This window comes from Micromonospora sp. NPDC005254 (genome assembly GCF_042872525.1).
Lineage (GTDB): Bacteria > Actinomycetota > Actinomycetes > Mycobacteriales > Micromonosporaceae > Micromonospora.
Window position 1 is genome coordinate 24,987 of the sequence record NZ_JBIAKM010000007.1, and the last position, 12,604, is coordinate 37,590.

The 12,604-nt window shown below is 72.1% G+C and carries 13 protein-coding genes (1 of these 13 running past the window's edge); 11 read left to right on the top strand and 2 right to left on the bottom strand.

Annotated elements, in window-relative coordinates:
* From ureG to ACFYPR_RS21500, 3 genes are all read left to right on the top strand, one after another.
* Positions 1 to 99, top strand: the 3' portion of a protein-coding gene (gene ureG, locus ACFYPR_RS21490; RefSeq protein ID WP_387261947.1) for an urease accessory protein UreG. 789 nt of this gene lie to the left of the window's left edge; 99 of the gene's 888 nt are visible here — the last part of the coding sequence; the start codon falls outside the window, past its left edge; the stop codon is at positions 97 to 99.
* The gene (locus ACFYPR_RS21495; protein ID WP_354860646.1) at positions 99 to 815 is read left to right on the top strand and encodes an urease accessory protein UreD; all 717 of its coding nucleotides are present in this window, start codon (positions 99 to 101) and stop codon (positions 813 to 815) included. The genes ureG and ACFYPR_RS21495 overlap by 1 nt, the downstream gene beginning before the upstream one ends.
* Positions 816 to 930: 115 nt before the next feature.
* Positions 931 to 1,305: a cupin domain-containing protein gene (locus tag ACFYPR_RS21500; RefSeq protein ID WP_354860647.1), complete on the top strand. Its 375-nt coding sequence runs from the start codon at positions 931 to 933 to the stop codon at positions 1,303 to 1,305.
* A gap of 15 nt (positions 1,306 to 1,320) precedes the next feature.
* On the opposite strand, the gene ACFYPR_RS21505 is transcribed toward ACFYPR_RS21500, so the two are convergent.
* Positions 1,321 to 1,785, bottom strand: coding sequence for a MarR family transcriptional regulator (locus tag ACFYPR_RS21505; protein WP_355066514.1), 465 nt, complete (start codon positions 1,783 to 1,785; stop codon positions 1,321 to 1,323).
* 96 nt (positions 1,786 to 1,881) lie between these two features.
* On the opposite strand from ACFYPR_RS21505, the gene ACFYPR_RS21510 reads away from it, so the two are divergent.
* From ACFYPR_RS21510 to urtE, 6 genes are all read left to right on the top strand, one after another.
* On the top strand, positions 1,882 to 2,964 hold the full coding sequence (locus ACFYPR_RS21510) for a substrate-binding domain-containing protein (protein ID WP_387261950.1): 1,083 nt from the start codon (positions 1,882 to 1,884) through the stop codon (positions 2,962 to 2,964).
* Between the two features lie 405 nt (positions 2,965 to 3,369).
* The gene (gene urtA / locus ACFYPR_RS21515; protein ID WP_387261953.1) at positions 3,370 to 4,614 is read left to right on the top strand and encodes an urea ABC transporter substrate-binding protein; all 1,245 of its coding nucleotides are present in this window, start codon (positions 3,370 to 3,372) and stop codon (positions 4,612 to 4,614) included.
* A 72-nt stretch (positions 4,615 to 4,686) separates the two neighbouring features.
* Positions 4,687 to 5,574: an urea ABC transporter permease subunit UrtB gene (gene urtB / locus ACFYPR_RS21520; RefSeq protein ID WP_355066516.1), complete on the top strand. Its 888-nt coding sequence runs from the start codon at positions 4,687 to 4,689 to the stop codon at positions 5,572 to 5,574.
* Positions 5,571 to 6,758, top strand: coding sequence for an urea ABC transporter permease subunit UrtC (gene urtC / locus ACFYPR_RS21525; RefSeq protein ID WP_387261956.1), 1,188 nt, complete (start codon positions 5,571 to 5,573; stop codon positions 6,756 to 6,758). Before urtB ends, urtC begins: the two co-directional genes overlap by 4 nt.
* Complete coding sequence (gene urtD, locus ACFYPR_RS21530; protein WP_387261958.1) at positions 6,755 to 7,588, top strand: urea ABC transporter ATP-binding protein UrtD; 834 nt, start codon at positions 6,755 to 6,757, stop codon at positions 7,586 to 7,588. The genes urtC and urtD overlap by 4 nt, the downstream gene beginning before the upstream one ends.
* Positions 7,585 to 8,280, top strand: coding sequence for an urea ABC transporter ATP-binding subunit UrtE (gene urtE, locus ACFYPR_RS21535; RefSeq protein ID WP_387261961.1), 696 nt, complete (start codon positions 7,585 to 7,587; stop codon positions 8,278 to 8,280). The genes urtD and urtE overlap by 4 nt, the downstream gene beginning before the upstream one ends.
* Positions 8,281 to 8,298: 18 nt before the next feature.
* On the opposite strand, the gene ACFYPR_RS21540 is transcribed toward urtE, so the two are convergent.
* A complete protein-coding gene (locus ACFYPR_RS21540; protein ID WP_387261964.1) occupies positions 8,299 to 9,333 on the bottom strand; it encodes a LacI family DNA-binding transcriptional regulator in 1,035 nt (344 codons plus the stop codon).
* A gap of 129 nt (positions 9,334 to 9,462) precedes the next feature.
* On the opposite strand from ACFYPR_RS21540, the gene ACFYPR_RS21545 reads away from it, so the two are divergent.
* Together ACFYPR_RS21545 and ACFYPR_RS21550 are read left to right on the top strand one after the other, a co-directional pair.
* The gene (locus ACFYPR_RS21545; protein WP_354860663.1) at positions 9,463 to 10,410 is read left to right on the top strand and encodes a LamG-like jellyroll fold domain-containing protein; all 948 of its coding nucleotides are present in this window, start codon (positions 9,463 to 9,465) and stop codon (positions 10,408 to 10,410) included.
* A 37-nt stretch (positions 10,411 to 10,447) separates the two neighbouring features.
* On the top strand, positions 10,448 to 12,550 hold the full coding sequence (locus tag ACFYPR_RS21550) for a PQQ-dependent sugar dehydrogenase (protein WP_387261967.1): 2,103 nt from the start codon (positions 10,448 to 10,450) through the stop codon (positions 12,548 to 12,550).
* Positions 12,551 to 12,604 lie beyond the last annotated feature (54 nt).

Here is a 12,604-nt window from a genome sequence, read left to right on the forward strand (position 1 = left end):
GGCGACCCGACGGCAGGTCGGGTCGCCGACTGGATCCGCCACGAGTTGGCCCACCACGCGGCCCTGCACCCCGTCGCCCCGCCGGCCGGCCCGGCCTGATGCGAGCGTTCGCCCGGCTGGTGGCCCGGGCCGACGGCCGGGGCGGCACTGTCCTGACCGAGCTGCACGGCGAGACGCCGCTGCTGTTGCGGCAGACGCCGGGCGACGGTGGCGTCGCGACCGTGCACGTCGTGGGCGGGGCCGCCGGCCCGCTCGCCGGCGACGACCTCCGTCTGGAGATCGACGTGGGGCCGGGAGCGGCGGTACGGGTGCACAGCGTCGCCGCCTCGGTCGCCCTGCCCGGCCGGCCCGGCGCGGTGTCGCGGATGGCGGTGCGGGCGGTGGTGCACGACGGCGCAGCGCTGCACTGGCTGCCCGAGCAACTCATCGCGGCGGCCGGCTGCGCCCACCTGGCCGAATCCCGGATCGAGCTGGCCGCCGGGGCGAGGCTGAGCTGGCGGGACGAGTTGATCTGCGGCCGGTACGGCGAGTCGCCCGGCGGTGCGGTCGTGCACACCCGGGTTGACTACGACGGCCGGCCGCTGCTGCGCCAGTCGTTGGCGGTGGGACCGCAGGCGCCCGGCTGGGCCGGCCCCGCCGTGCTCGGCGGGGCGCCGGCCACCGGCTCGTTGCTGCTGGTGGACCCGTCGCGGCCCGTCGAGCCGGCGACGGTCGACGGGACCGTCGCCCGACTGCCGCTGGCCGGGGGCCCGGCGACACTGTGGACCGCGACCGCCCCCGACGCGCACACCCTGCGCGCCCACCTCAGCGGGTAGGTGGACCCCTGTTGTTCGGCATCTCGGCCCATCAGGGGTGGGGAGCCTCCTATCCTCGAGGGGATGTGCCAACCGGAGCGACCGCCGTTCGGATGACGGCTCACAGGAGGCCGTGATGAGTGGGAAAGATCGCCCCGAGGGCATCAGCCCGACAGCCGTGGAGGGCGCGCCCGGGCTGTGGCGTGTCGATCTCCAGCGACACGATCTCAGCATCGAGGGCCGCGAGGTCATCCAGAGTCGGGTGGAATTCACGCCGGACTCACCGCCGTTCAAGCACTTCCATCCCGGCGAAGAGATCATCTGCGTACTCCAGGGATCGCTGGAGTACACCCTTGAGGGCCAGCCACCGGTGGTGTGCAACGTCGGTGACGCTCTCACCGTGCCGTACGGCGTCCATCACCAGGCACGCAACGTCGGCGACGGCGTCGCCGTCGAACTGGCCACGTACGTCGTCGAGAAGGGTAAGCCGCTTCTCACCAAGGTGGAGTGACCCGCCGAGATCGGGTCAGTGGCGCGGACCGGCTGCGTCGGCGTGGTCGCGGCGACGGGTCGGGTCGAGGCGGGCGATCAGGTCGTCGAGGTGGTCGATCAGGGCGGGGTCGGCCGGTACGCCCAGGTCGGCGAGGCTGGCCCGAATCCGCTCGTCGAGGCGGGCGTGTTCGCCGCGGCCCCGGGCCGTCAGGTAGGCCCGGATGCGTCGGCGGTCCAGGGGGTCGATCCGCCGGAAGACGAGGTTGCGGTCGACGAGCTGGTCGACCAGCTTGGTGAGGGTGCCCGGCGGGAGCGACGCCTCAACGGACACCTCGCTCATCGGGTGACCCTGACCGTCGGCGAGCAGGCAGAGCACCCGCCACGCCTCGGTGGTCAGCTCGTCGTCGGCCAGGACGGCGCCCAACCGGCGGGAGAGCAGCCGTTCGGCGCGGGTGAGCGAGCGCAGCAGGTCGGCTGGCGCCCCGGGCACGTCTGACATGGATCTCCCTGGTGCGGTGGCCCTGCCATGGTACCGAGTCGTCCCGGTCCGTGGTGAGCTCTGGTCTTCCGAGGTGGGCCGGGCAATCATGTGCTCATGTCCGCGCCGGCACCGCCGTGGCTCACCGTCGATCGGGCCGTGGTCAGCATCGCGCTGGTCTATCCGATGCGCGGGCCGGCGGGAATGTTCGGCCCGACCTGCGAACTCTGCGCCCAGCTCGCGGTCGAGGAGATCAACGCCTGTGGCGGGGTGCTGGGTTGCGAGGTGCGGCTGGTGCCGGTCGACGGCGGCGCCCCGCCGGCCGAGGTGGCCGCCGAGGTCGAGGCGCTGGTGTCGGTGGGCGCCGTGCAGGGCGTGACCGGTTGGCACATCTCCTCGGTGCGGCAGGCGCTGGCGCCCCGGGTCGCCCACCGGGTGCCGTACGTCTACACCGCCCTGTACGAGGGCGGTGAGCGTACCGAGGGAGTGTTCCTGACCAGCGAGACACCGGACGCCCAGCTGTGGCCCGCGATGCGGCTGCTCGCCGGGGAACAGGGCGTACGCCGCTGGTTCGTGGTCGGCAACGACTACGTGTGGCCACGGCGCACCGCGCGGGCCGCCCAGCGGTACGCGGTGCGCGGCGGTGGGCGGGTGGTGGGGCAGGCGTTCCTGCCGTTGGAGACGCACGACTTCGACGACGTGCTGCGCCACATCGAGCGCAGCGAGGCCGACGCGGTGGTGATGCTGCTCGTCGGCGCCGACGCGGTGCGGTTCAACCGGGCGTTCGCCCGCGCCGGGATGGATCAGCGCTGCCTGCGACTGAGCACCCTCATGGACGAGAACATGCTGCTGGCCAGCGGCGTCGGCGCGACGCGGCGGCTCTACAGCACGGCGGGCTTCTTCGCCGGCCTGGTGACCCAGGAGAATCTCGACTTCCACGGTGAGTTCGCCCGCCGGTTCGGGGTGGAGGCGCCGCCGCTGGGCAGCCTGGGGGAGTCCTGCTACGAGGGCGTGATGCTGCTCGCCGCCCTGATCGGGCAGGCCCGCACCCTCGACGTGCGGGCGATCGAGACGGCCGCCGACACGGTGGCGTACCACGGGCCGCGCGGTCGGCTGCGGCTGCGACGGCGGCACGTGCGTCAGCGGATCTACCTCGCCGAGGCAGACGGTCTCGACTTCACGGTGCTCGCCCAGCTCTGACCGCCGCCTCCGGCCCTTGACAGCCCCACCCGGCTCGACCCTAAGATGCTTCCTGCGTGAAGTATCTGGCCGAGGGCCGGATACCGCGAATGTGTGTCCACCGTCGGTGCAATCTGTTCGCCGACCATTGTGGTGGCCATTCTTCCTCGGAATTCCCCAAGGCCGACGCTGTCTCCGACTGACGGTGTCGGCCATTGTGGTGTGCGCCTTCGAACGAGCGCGGGAAACAGTCAATTAAGGACTGGGAAACACTCACGCAATCAAGCCGGTCGACGCTTTGCGTGCCCGTACCCGATGCGATGACCACAGGCGGCGTCCACCCGTCGACCTCGGCATCGCCCACTCAGCTCCACCGGACCGCACCGACCGTCCATTCGTCACGTGAGTGCACCGCAGGGAGAATAGATGTCACTTCTTTGGAGCCGCCGCATCCTGGCGGGCACCATGACCGTCGTCGCCGCGGCCGCGCTGAGCGCGTGCGGCAGCAAGACCAGTGACGAGGGCGGCGCGGCCGGCGTCACCGCCGACGTCTCCGGCGACACCGTCAAGGTGGGCCTACTCAACTCGCTCTCCGGCACCATGGCGATCAGTGAGGTCACCGTCCGCGACTCCATCATGCTCGCCGTCGAGGAGATCAACGCGGCCGGCGGCGTGCTCGGCAAGAAGATCCAGCCGGTGGGGGAGGACGGCGCCTCGGACTGGCCGACCTTCGCCGAGAAGGCCGAGAAGCTCATCTCCGAGGACCGGGTCGCCGCCGTCTTCGGCTGCTGGACGTCGGCGAGCCGTAAGGCGGTCAAGCCGGTGTTCGAGAAGAACAAGGCGCTGCTGTTCTACCCGGTGCAGTACGAGGGGTTGGAACAGTCGCCCTACATCTTCTACATCGGAGCGACGACCAACCAGCAGATCGTTCCCGGGCTCGACTACCTCAAGGCCGAGGGGGTGAAGTCGGTCTATCTGGTCGGCAGTGACTACGTGTTTCCCCGTACCGCCAACAAAATCATCAAGGCGTACGCGGCCGCGAACGGGATGACCGTCGCTGGTGAGGACTACGCGCCGCTCGGGTCCACCGAATTCGGCACGATCGTCAACAAGGTCAAGTCCTCCGGCGCGGATGCCGTGTTCAACACCCTCAACGGCGACAGCAACGTGGCCTTCTTCAAGGAGTACAAGTCGGCCGGCCTGACCGCCGCGGCGATGCCTGTGGTGTCGGTGTCGATCGCCGAGGAGGAGGTCAAGGGCATCGGCACCCAGTACCTCCAGGGCCAGCTCACCGCCTGGAACTACTACCAGACCACGCCCGGCGCGGCGAATGAGAAGTTCGTGGCCGCGTACAAGGCGAAGTACGGCGCGGACAAGCCGACGAGCGACCCGATGGAGGCCGCGTACGTCAGCGTGTACCTGTGGAAGGCGATGGTCACCAAGGCCGGCGCGTTCGACGTCGAGAAGGTCCGTACCGCCTCCGACGGGATCACCTTCGACGCGCCGGAGGGCCTGGTCACCGTCGACGGGAAGACCCAGCACATCGCCAAGACCGCCCGGATCGGCAAGATCGGCGCCGACGGTCTGATCACCGAGGTGTGGAACTCCGGCAAGCCGGTCGCGCCGGACCCGTACCTCAAGACCTACCCGTGGGCGAGCGGCCTGAGCTGACGACGCCGGCCCGGGCGGCGCGCGCCTCGCGGCCCGCCCGGGCCACCCGACCAGCAGTACGGAGTACCCACCGTGACAGTCCTCTTCGGTCAACTCTTCACCGGCATCAGCATCGGCGCGGTGCTGCTGCTCATCGCGCTCGGGCTGGCGCTGACCTTCGGCCAGATGAACGTCATCAACATGGCGCACGGCGAGTTCATCATGGCCGGCGCGTACACCACGTACGTCCTGCAGCAGAGCATCACCGGCGCGGGCCTGTCGCTGCTGGTCGCGCTGCCGGTGGCGTTCGTGGTCGCCGGCACGATGGGTGTGCTGCTGGAGATCCTGCTGATCCGCCGGCTCTACGCGCGCCCGCTGGACACCCTGCTGGTCACCTGGGGTGTGTCGCTGATGCTGCAACAGCTCGCCCGCGACGTCTTCGGCAGCCCGAACGTGCAGACCCGCGCACCGGACCTGCTGACCGGCAACGTGGCGTTGCCCGGCGGGCTGACCATCGCCAACAACCGGCTGTTCATCCTGGCCCTGGCCCTGGCCGCCGTCGCGGCGCTCACCCTGGCGCTGCGGCTCACCCCGCTCGGGCGCCGGATCCGCGCGGTGGTGCAGAACCGCGACCTCGCCGCGGTGTCCGGCATTCCCACCGCCCGCGTCGACCGGACGACGTTCTTCCTCGGCTCCGGCCTGGCGGGGCTCGCCGGGGTGGCGCTCACCCTGCTCGGCCCGATCGGCCCGACCATGGGCACCAACCTGATCATCGACGCCTTCCTGGTCGTCGTGGTCGGCGGGATCGGCCAACTCAAGGGCAGCGTGATCGTCGCCTTCGCCCTCGGCGTGCTCCAGGCCACCGGGGAGTACCTCACGACCCTCAGCGTCGCCAAGGTGATCGTGTTCGTGGCGATCGTCGCGTTCCTCCAGTGGCGGCCACAGGGCCTGTTCACCCTGCGGACCAGGAGCCTCGCATGACCGCCGTGACACCCGCCCCACCGGACACCGCCGTGCGAACGGCACCCGCTGGCGCCGTACCGCCGAACCCGCCGGGGGGCCGGTCGCGGCTGCGCGCGGCGGCGGGCTTCGCGTTCGGCGCGGCGCTGCTGTTCGCCGTGGCGCCGCTGGTGCTGTCGGACTTCCGGTTGGCCCTGCTCGCCAAGTACCTCTGCGTCGCCATGGTCGCGGTGGGCATCGGGATCGCCTGGGGCCGGGGCGGGATGCTCACCCTCGGCCAGGGCGTCTTCTTCGGCCTGGGCGGCTACGCGATGGCCATGCACCTCAAGCTCGCCGACGCGGGTCCCGGTGGGATGCCCGACTTCATGCAGCTGTACGGGCAGCTCGACGAACTGCCCCTGTGGTGGCGGCCGTTCGCCAGCCCGTGGTTCGCGCTGCCCGCCACGGTGCTGCTGCCGATGGCTGTCGCCTTCGGGCTCGGTTCGCTGGTGTTCCGCCGCCGCGTGCGGGGCGCGTACTTCGCCATCCTCAGTCAGGCCCTCGCGGCCGCCATGGTGATCCTCCTGATCGGGCAGCAGGGCACCACGGGCGGCACCAACGGGCTCACCGACATCGAGGGCTTCTTCGGCTACGACCTCGACGATCCGGTCAACCAGCGGATGGTCTACTTCATCATCGCCGGCGTCCTGCTGGCGCTGCTCGCGCTGGCCCGTCAGCTCATCCACAGCCGCTACGGCGAGCTGCTGGTGGCGGTCCGCGACGGCGAGGAGCGGGTCCGCTTCCTCGGCTACGACCCGGCGTCGGTCAAGCTGGTGGCGTACGTGGTCGCGGCCGGTATGGCGGGGCTGGCCGGGGCGCTGTTCGTGCCGGCGGTGGGCATCATCTCGCCCGCGCTGATCGGGATCGTCCCGTCGATCGAGTTCGTCATCGGGGTCGCGGTGGGTGGCCGGGCGACGCTGCTGGGCCCGGTGCTCGGCGCGGTGGCGGTGGCCTGGGCGCGTACCGCCCTGTCGGAGCGTTTCCCGGGCACCTGGACGTACCTGCAGGGGTTGCTCTTCGTGGTCGTGGTGGCGTTCCTTCCCGGCGGCCTGGCGTCGCTGTGGGCGCTGGCCCGCCGCCGCGACGGCGGCCCGGAGCCGAGCCGGCGCGGGTGGTCACCACCGGGTCGACGTCGCGTCGAGCGGACGGAGGTGCCGGCGGCATGAGCGAACGCACCGAGCGCAGCGAGGGCCGTGAGCGCATGCCCAGCCAGCGCGGCATGAGCGGCGAGCGGCTGGACGGCCTGTCCGTCCGTGACGTGCGGGTCAGCTTCGACGGCTTCACCGCCGTCGACGGCGTCTCGCTGGAGGTGCCAGCCGGCGACATCCGGTTCCTGATCGGCCCGAACGGCGCCGGCAAGACCACCCTCGTCGACGCGGTCACCGGTCTGGTGCGGGCCACCGGCTCGGTGCGGTTCGGCGACCAGGAGCTGCTCGGCCGCCCGGTGCACCGGATCAGCCGGCTGGGCATCGGGCGAACCTTCCAGACGTCGACGGTGTTCGAGGAGCTGTCGGTCGTGCAGAACCTCGACATCGCGGCCGGCGCCCGGCGGAGCTGGATGACCCTGGCGCGGCGTCGGCGGGGGGTTCCCGACGAGGTGGCCGCCGCGCTGGAGACCATCGGCCTCGCCGGGCGGGCCGACCAGCTCGCCGGGACGCTCGCGCACGGCCAGAAGCAGTGGCTGGAGATCGGCATGCTGCTGGTGCAGGACGCGCGGCTGCTGCTGCTCGACGAGCCGGTCGCCGGGATGAGCCACGAGGAGCGCGACGCCACCGGCGCGCTGCTGGAGACGGTGAGCCGGGACCGCACGGTGGTGGTGATCGAGCACGACATGGACTTCCTGCGCCGGTTCGCGCGCAGCGTCACGGTGCTGCACGCGGGGAAGGTGCTCAGCGAGGGCACGGTGGCGCAGGTCCAGGCGGACCCGCGCGTGCAGGAGGTCTACCTTGGCCACCCGGTCGCCGCCGGGTCGGCCCCCAGTCCTCTGGAGGCATGATGCTGACCCTGCGCGGAGTGCACGCCGGATATGGGCGTTCGAGGGTGCTGCACGGGGTGGACCTGGCCGTCCCGCCCGACGGGGTGGCCGCGGTGCTCGGGCACAACGGCGCCGGCAAGAGCACCCTGCTGCGGGTCGCGGCGGGTCTGCTGCGACCCAGCGCCGGCACCGTCGAGCTGGACGGCGAGGACGTCACGCGTCTCGCGCCGCACGAGCGGGTGGAGCGCGGGATGGCGTACGTCCCGCAGGGCCAGCAGTGCTTTCCGCACCTGACCGCCGCGGAGAATCTGCGCCTGGTCGCCGACGGCCGGCGCGACGGCGCGGTGGCCACGGCGGAGGTGCTGGACCTGTTCCCGGCGCTGCGCCCGCTGCTGCGCCGACGGGCCGGGCTGCTCTCCGGCGGCCAGCGCCAGCAGCTGGCCATCGCCCGCGCGCTGATCACCCGGCCCCGGCTGCTGATGCTCGACGAGCCGACCGAGGGCATCCAGCCGTCGGTGGTCGCGGAGATCCAGGAGCGGATCGTCGAGCTGACCCGACAGCCCGGCTTCAGCGTGCTGCTCGTCGAGCAGCACCTGGGTTTCGCGCTGCGGGTGGCGAACCGCTACCACGTGCTGGAATCCGGTCGGGTCACCTCGGACGGCGACGGCGGCGGCACCGCGGAGCGGGACGTCCGGGCGGCCCTGGCGGTCTGACCGCACCCCTGCCGCCGGTCAGGTCGTCGGGGCGGGGCCGGTCGAGTCGCGGACGACCAGCAGGTGGCCGGTGCTGCGGCGGCGGGGACGCGCCGAGCGGGGCTTGAGGGCGAGGGTGAGCGCCGTGCGGCCCATCTCGGTCATCGGCAGCCGGATGGTGGTGAGGCTGGGCGCGAGGTCGGCGGCGACGGAGACGTCGTCGAAGCCGACGACGGAGATCCGCGCGGGCACCGGCACGCGGCGCGACCGCAGCGTCGAGAGGACGCCGATCGCCATGGCGTCGTTCAGCGCGACGATCGCCGTGGTCTCCGGGTGCTCGTTGAGGATCTGCTCGGTGGCGGCCCGTCCGCCGCCGCGGGTGAAGTTCCCGTGCACGACCGTCAGGTCGGCGGGGCGCAGCCCGCGCTGCCGCAGCGCGGACGTCACGCCGGCGAGCCGGTCGGCGACCGTGGTGAGGCCGGCGCTGCCGGCGGCGACCGCGATGCGGCGGTGGCCGAGGTCCATCAGGTGCGCGGCGAGCGCGCGGCCGCCGGCCTCGTTGTCCGGCAGGACGGCGTCGACGCCGAGCGCGTGCCGGCCGATGGCGGCGACCCGGCCGCCGTGGTCCTGGAACGCCGCCAGCTCGGCGCGGGCCTCGGCCTCGACCCGCGGGTCGTCGTACCCGGAGCCGCTGATCAGGATGATGCCGACCCGCTGGGCGATGAGGTGGCGCAGCTGCTGCAGCTCGTAGCCCGGGTCCCGGCCGGACTGGCAGATCTGCACCAGCAGCCCCTGCTCGGCGGCGAGCTGGATGACCCCGGCGGCGATCTCGGAGAAGTAGGGGTCGTCGACCTGGTGGACGATCAGCCCGACGGTGGACCGGGCGCCCCCGGCCAGGGTGCGGGCGTACGGGTTGGCGACGTAGCCCAGCTCGTGGGCGACCCGCCGGATCCGGTCGGCCACCTCGGTGCTGACCCCCTCGCGGCCGGCGAGGGCCCGGGAGGCGGTCGCCAGTGAGACGCCCGCACGTTCGGCCACCTCCACGAGGCGCGGCCGCTGGCCAGCCCTGGGCATCCGCGACTCCCCGACACATCCATGTCACCGGATCTATTGCCAGTGACGTTCGACGAAGCCTAGGGTACGTAAGCGCTTACGTAAGCGCTTACGTAGCGGGCACCGGCGTGCCGCGAAACGAGGTGAACGATGTCCAGAGCCCGAATCGTCGCCGTCTCGCTTTTGGTGGTCGGCGTGCTGACCGGCGTCGGCGGGCCGCCGGCCCAGGCGGACCGCAGCACCGCGCACGACGTCCACCCGGCTCTGCGAGCGCACCTGGTCGCCGCGTACGACTTCGACCACCCGGTGCCGGGCGACCCGGCCCTGGAGCGTGACCAGGGCCGCTCCGGCACCGAGATCGAGCTGATCAACGGCGGCGCGGCGATGCGGGTGCCCGACCGCGCCTACCGGGGCAGCGGCAACGCGGTGCAGACCCGGCAGGTCGACCCCGCGACCACCGGCAACGACGACTGGAAGGCCGGAACGTGGTCGGCCAGCGGGGTGCGGACGCTGCGCGCCTTCAGCGCCACCGGCGGCACCACCATCATGGGCTGGTTCAAGCTGAACATGGACAGCCCGGCGCTCAACTCCACCACCGCCGACCCGAACGACCGGTACAACGCGATAGGGCTGGCCGGCCTGCTCACCGGCGACTCCGACGGCCACGGCGTCCGGGCCCTGCTGGAGCTGATCGACGTCGACGGCGAACTGCGCCTCGTCGCGCTCGGCCGCCGCCTCGACGGTGGCAACTCGCAGACCTTCGCCGCGAATCGGGACTGGCGGGACCTGCTGCCGGTGGGGGAGTGGGTGCACCTCGCCGCCACTTTCGACTTCGGCACCGGCGCGCTGGCCCTCTATCGCAACGGCGAACCGGTCGACGGCTTCTACACCCGCACCGACGACCCGTGGCTCGTGTCGGGGCCCGGCCCGCACGTGACCACCGCCTCCGACCCCCGGGGCATCAAGATCGGCGGGAGCTTCCCGCAGGACACGCTGGAGCGCAACCCCTGCGACTGCCGCATGGACGGCCTGCTGTTCCTCGACAGCGTGGTCTCCGCGCGCGACGTGCGCAGGCAGTACGACCGCATGGCCCGCTGACCACCCTCGGCACCGTCCCACCGAGAAGGAGACACGCGTGCGCATCCTCCACCGCCGCCCCGGCCGCGTCCGCCGGTCCGCGCTGACGGCCGGCCTCACCGCCCTCGTGGTGGTGCTGTCCACCCTGGTCGCGGGCCCCGCCCGAGCCGCCGGCGCGGTCTACGACCCGATCCCCGAGATGCCGATCCAGTCCCGCCTCGGGCTGGTCCTGAGCGAGTACGCCCGCTTCCCGCAGTCGTACCCGACCCCCGCGCCGACGGACCAACGGCTCATGCGGACCGCCCGGATCAACACCATCATGGAGCTGCCCGACGGCTCCGGCCGGCGCGCGGTGCCCGACCTGAACGGCAACCTCTACCTGGTCGAGAACGGCGTGCCGCACGTCTACCTCGACGTGGCGGCGACGTTCGCGCCCCGGTTCTTCTCCGGCCGAGGGCTCGGCCAGGGCTTCGGCTACGTCGCCTTCCACCCCGAGTTCGCCGTCAACGGCCGGTTCTACACCATCCACACCGAGCTGGCGTCGGCGGCGACCACGGCACCGGACTACGCCCAGGCCGGCACGATCTACCACGGCGTCATCACCGAGTGGACGGCCACCGACCCGGCCGCCGACACCTTCGCCGGCACCCGCCGGGAGGTGCTGCGCATCGGCTTCGGCGGGCAGGTGCACGGCATCCAGGAGATCAACTTCAACCCGACGGCCAAGCGCCACGACCGCGACTACGGCCTGCTGTACCTCGCCGTCGGCGACGGCGGCCTGGGCGTCCGCAACACCGACCCGCAGAACCTGGGCCTGCCGCACGGCAAGCTGCTGCGCATCGACCCGCGAGGCGCCAACTCGGCCAACGGCCGGTACGGCATTCCCGCCGACAACCCGTTCGTCGGGCAGGCCGGCGCGCTCGGCGAGATCTACGCCGTGGGCTTCCGCGACCCGCACCGGTTCAGCTGGGACCGGGCGACCGGCCGGATGTACCTCGGGCACATCGGTGAGCACGCCATCGAGGCGATCTACGAGGTCCGCGCCGGCGACAACTTCGGCTGGAGCGAGCGCGAGGGGTCCTTCGTCTTCGACAAGACGGCCACCAACCCCTGCGACCGGCTGTTCCCGCTGCCCGCCGACGATGAGCGCTACGGCTACACGTACCCCGTCGCCGCGTACGACCACGACCCCGCGGCGGACTGGAACTGCACCTCGGACGTCGGCGTCGCGGTGGCCGGCGGGTTCGTCTACCGCGGACACGCCGTCCCCGCGCTACGCGGCAAGTACGTCTTCGGCGACCTCGTCGACGGTCGGGTGCTCTACACCGAGGCGAACGAGATGCGCCGCGGGCACGGCCTCGCACCGATCCACCAGCTCGCGCTCTTCAACGCCGCGGGTGGCCCGGTGCGGATGCGGGACCTCTCCGGACCGGGCGCCCCCGGCGACCCCAACCGGGTCGACCTGCGCTTCGGCACCGACGCCGCCGGCGAGCTGTATCTCGTCGCCAAGGCCAACGGCACGATCTGGAAGGTGACCGGCACGATGGAGTTCGCCAGCGGCGACGTCGGCGACACCACGCTGCGGCACACCTCGGGCGCCGCGAACTGGGCGCCGGTGACGCCCGCGAAGTGGCAGTTCACCCGCGACCAGGTCATCCTCGCCGAGGCCGGCGAGAGCCGGCCGGGCCCGCGCCGGCCCTTCGAGTACGCCGTGCTGACCGCCGGCCCGGCGTGGTCGTCGGTCCTCCTCGACGCTCGGGTACGACTCGACACGCCGGTGGAGGTCAGCAACCGCGACGTGATCATCGTCTTCGGCTGGCGCTCGGACACCGAGTTCTACTACGCCCACCTCTCCACCGACAACACGATCTATCCGCACAACGGCATCTTCAAGGTCAACAACGCCGACCGGGAGCGCATCGACCACCAGTGGAACGGCCGCTCCCGTGGCGCCAACCCGGCGATCACCGACGCCGACTGGCACCGCGTACGCCTCGTGCACCTGCCGGCCACCGGCGAGATCGCCGTCTACGTCGACGGGCACCGGGACCCGCTGCTGACCGCGAAGGACACCACCTTCGGCTCGGGGCGGGTGGGCTTCGGCTCGTTCGACAACGTCGGCCGACTGCGCAACCTCACCGTCACCGGCACACCGGCCTGAGACCGCCGGGGACGGCGGCCTTTCGTGCGGTCGTCCCCGGCACTGCACCCCGTC

Bases quoted from the DNA above. Each gene is read 5' to 3' on its own strand.
- urtD (WP_387261958.1), top strand. From the start codon at position 6,755: ATGAGCGAACGCACCGAGCGCAGCGAGGGCCGTGAGCGCATGCCCAGC.
- ACFYPR_RS21510 (WP_387261950.1), top strand. From the start codon at position 1,882: ATGTCCGCGCCGGCACCGCCGTGGCTCACCGTCGATCGGGCCGTGGTC.
- ACFYPR_RS21540 (WP_387261964.1), bottom strand. From the start codon at position 9,333: ATGCCCAGGGCTGGCCAGCGGCCGCGCCTCGTGGAGGTGGCCGAACGT.
- ACFYPR_RS21505 (WP_355066514.1), bottom strand. From the start codon at position 1,785: ATGTCAGACGTGCCCGGGGCGCCAGCCGACCTGCTGCGCTCGCTCACC.
- urtC (WP_387261956.1), top strand. From the start codon at position 5,571: ATGACCGCCGTGACACCCGCCCCACCGGACACCGCCGTGCGAACGGCA.
- ACFYPR_RS21545 (WP_354860663.1), top strand. From the start codon at position 9,463: ATGTCCAGAGCCCGAATCGTCGCCGTCTCGCTTTTGGTGGTCGGCGTG.
- ACFYPR_RS21500 (WP_354860647.1), top strand. From the start codon at position 931: ATGAGTGGGAAAGATCGCCCCGAGGGCATCAGCCCGACAGCCGTGGAG.
- ACFYPR_RS21495 (WP_354860646.1), top strand. From the start codon at position 99: ATGCGAGCGTTCGCCCGGCTGGTGGCCCGGGCCGACGGCCGGGGCGGC.
- urtA (WP_387261953.1), top strand. From the start codon at position 3,370: ATGTCACTTCTTTGGAGCCGCCGCATCCTGGCGGGCACCATGACCGTC.
- urtE (WP_387261961.1), top strand. From the start codon at position 7,585: ATGATGCTGACCCTGCGCGGAGTGCACGCCGGATATGGGCGTTCGAGG.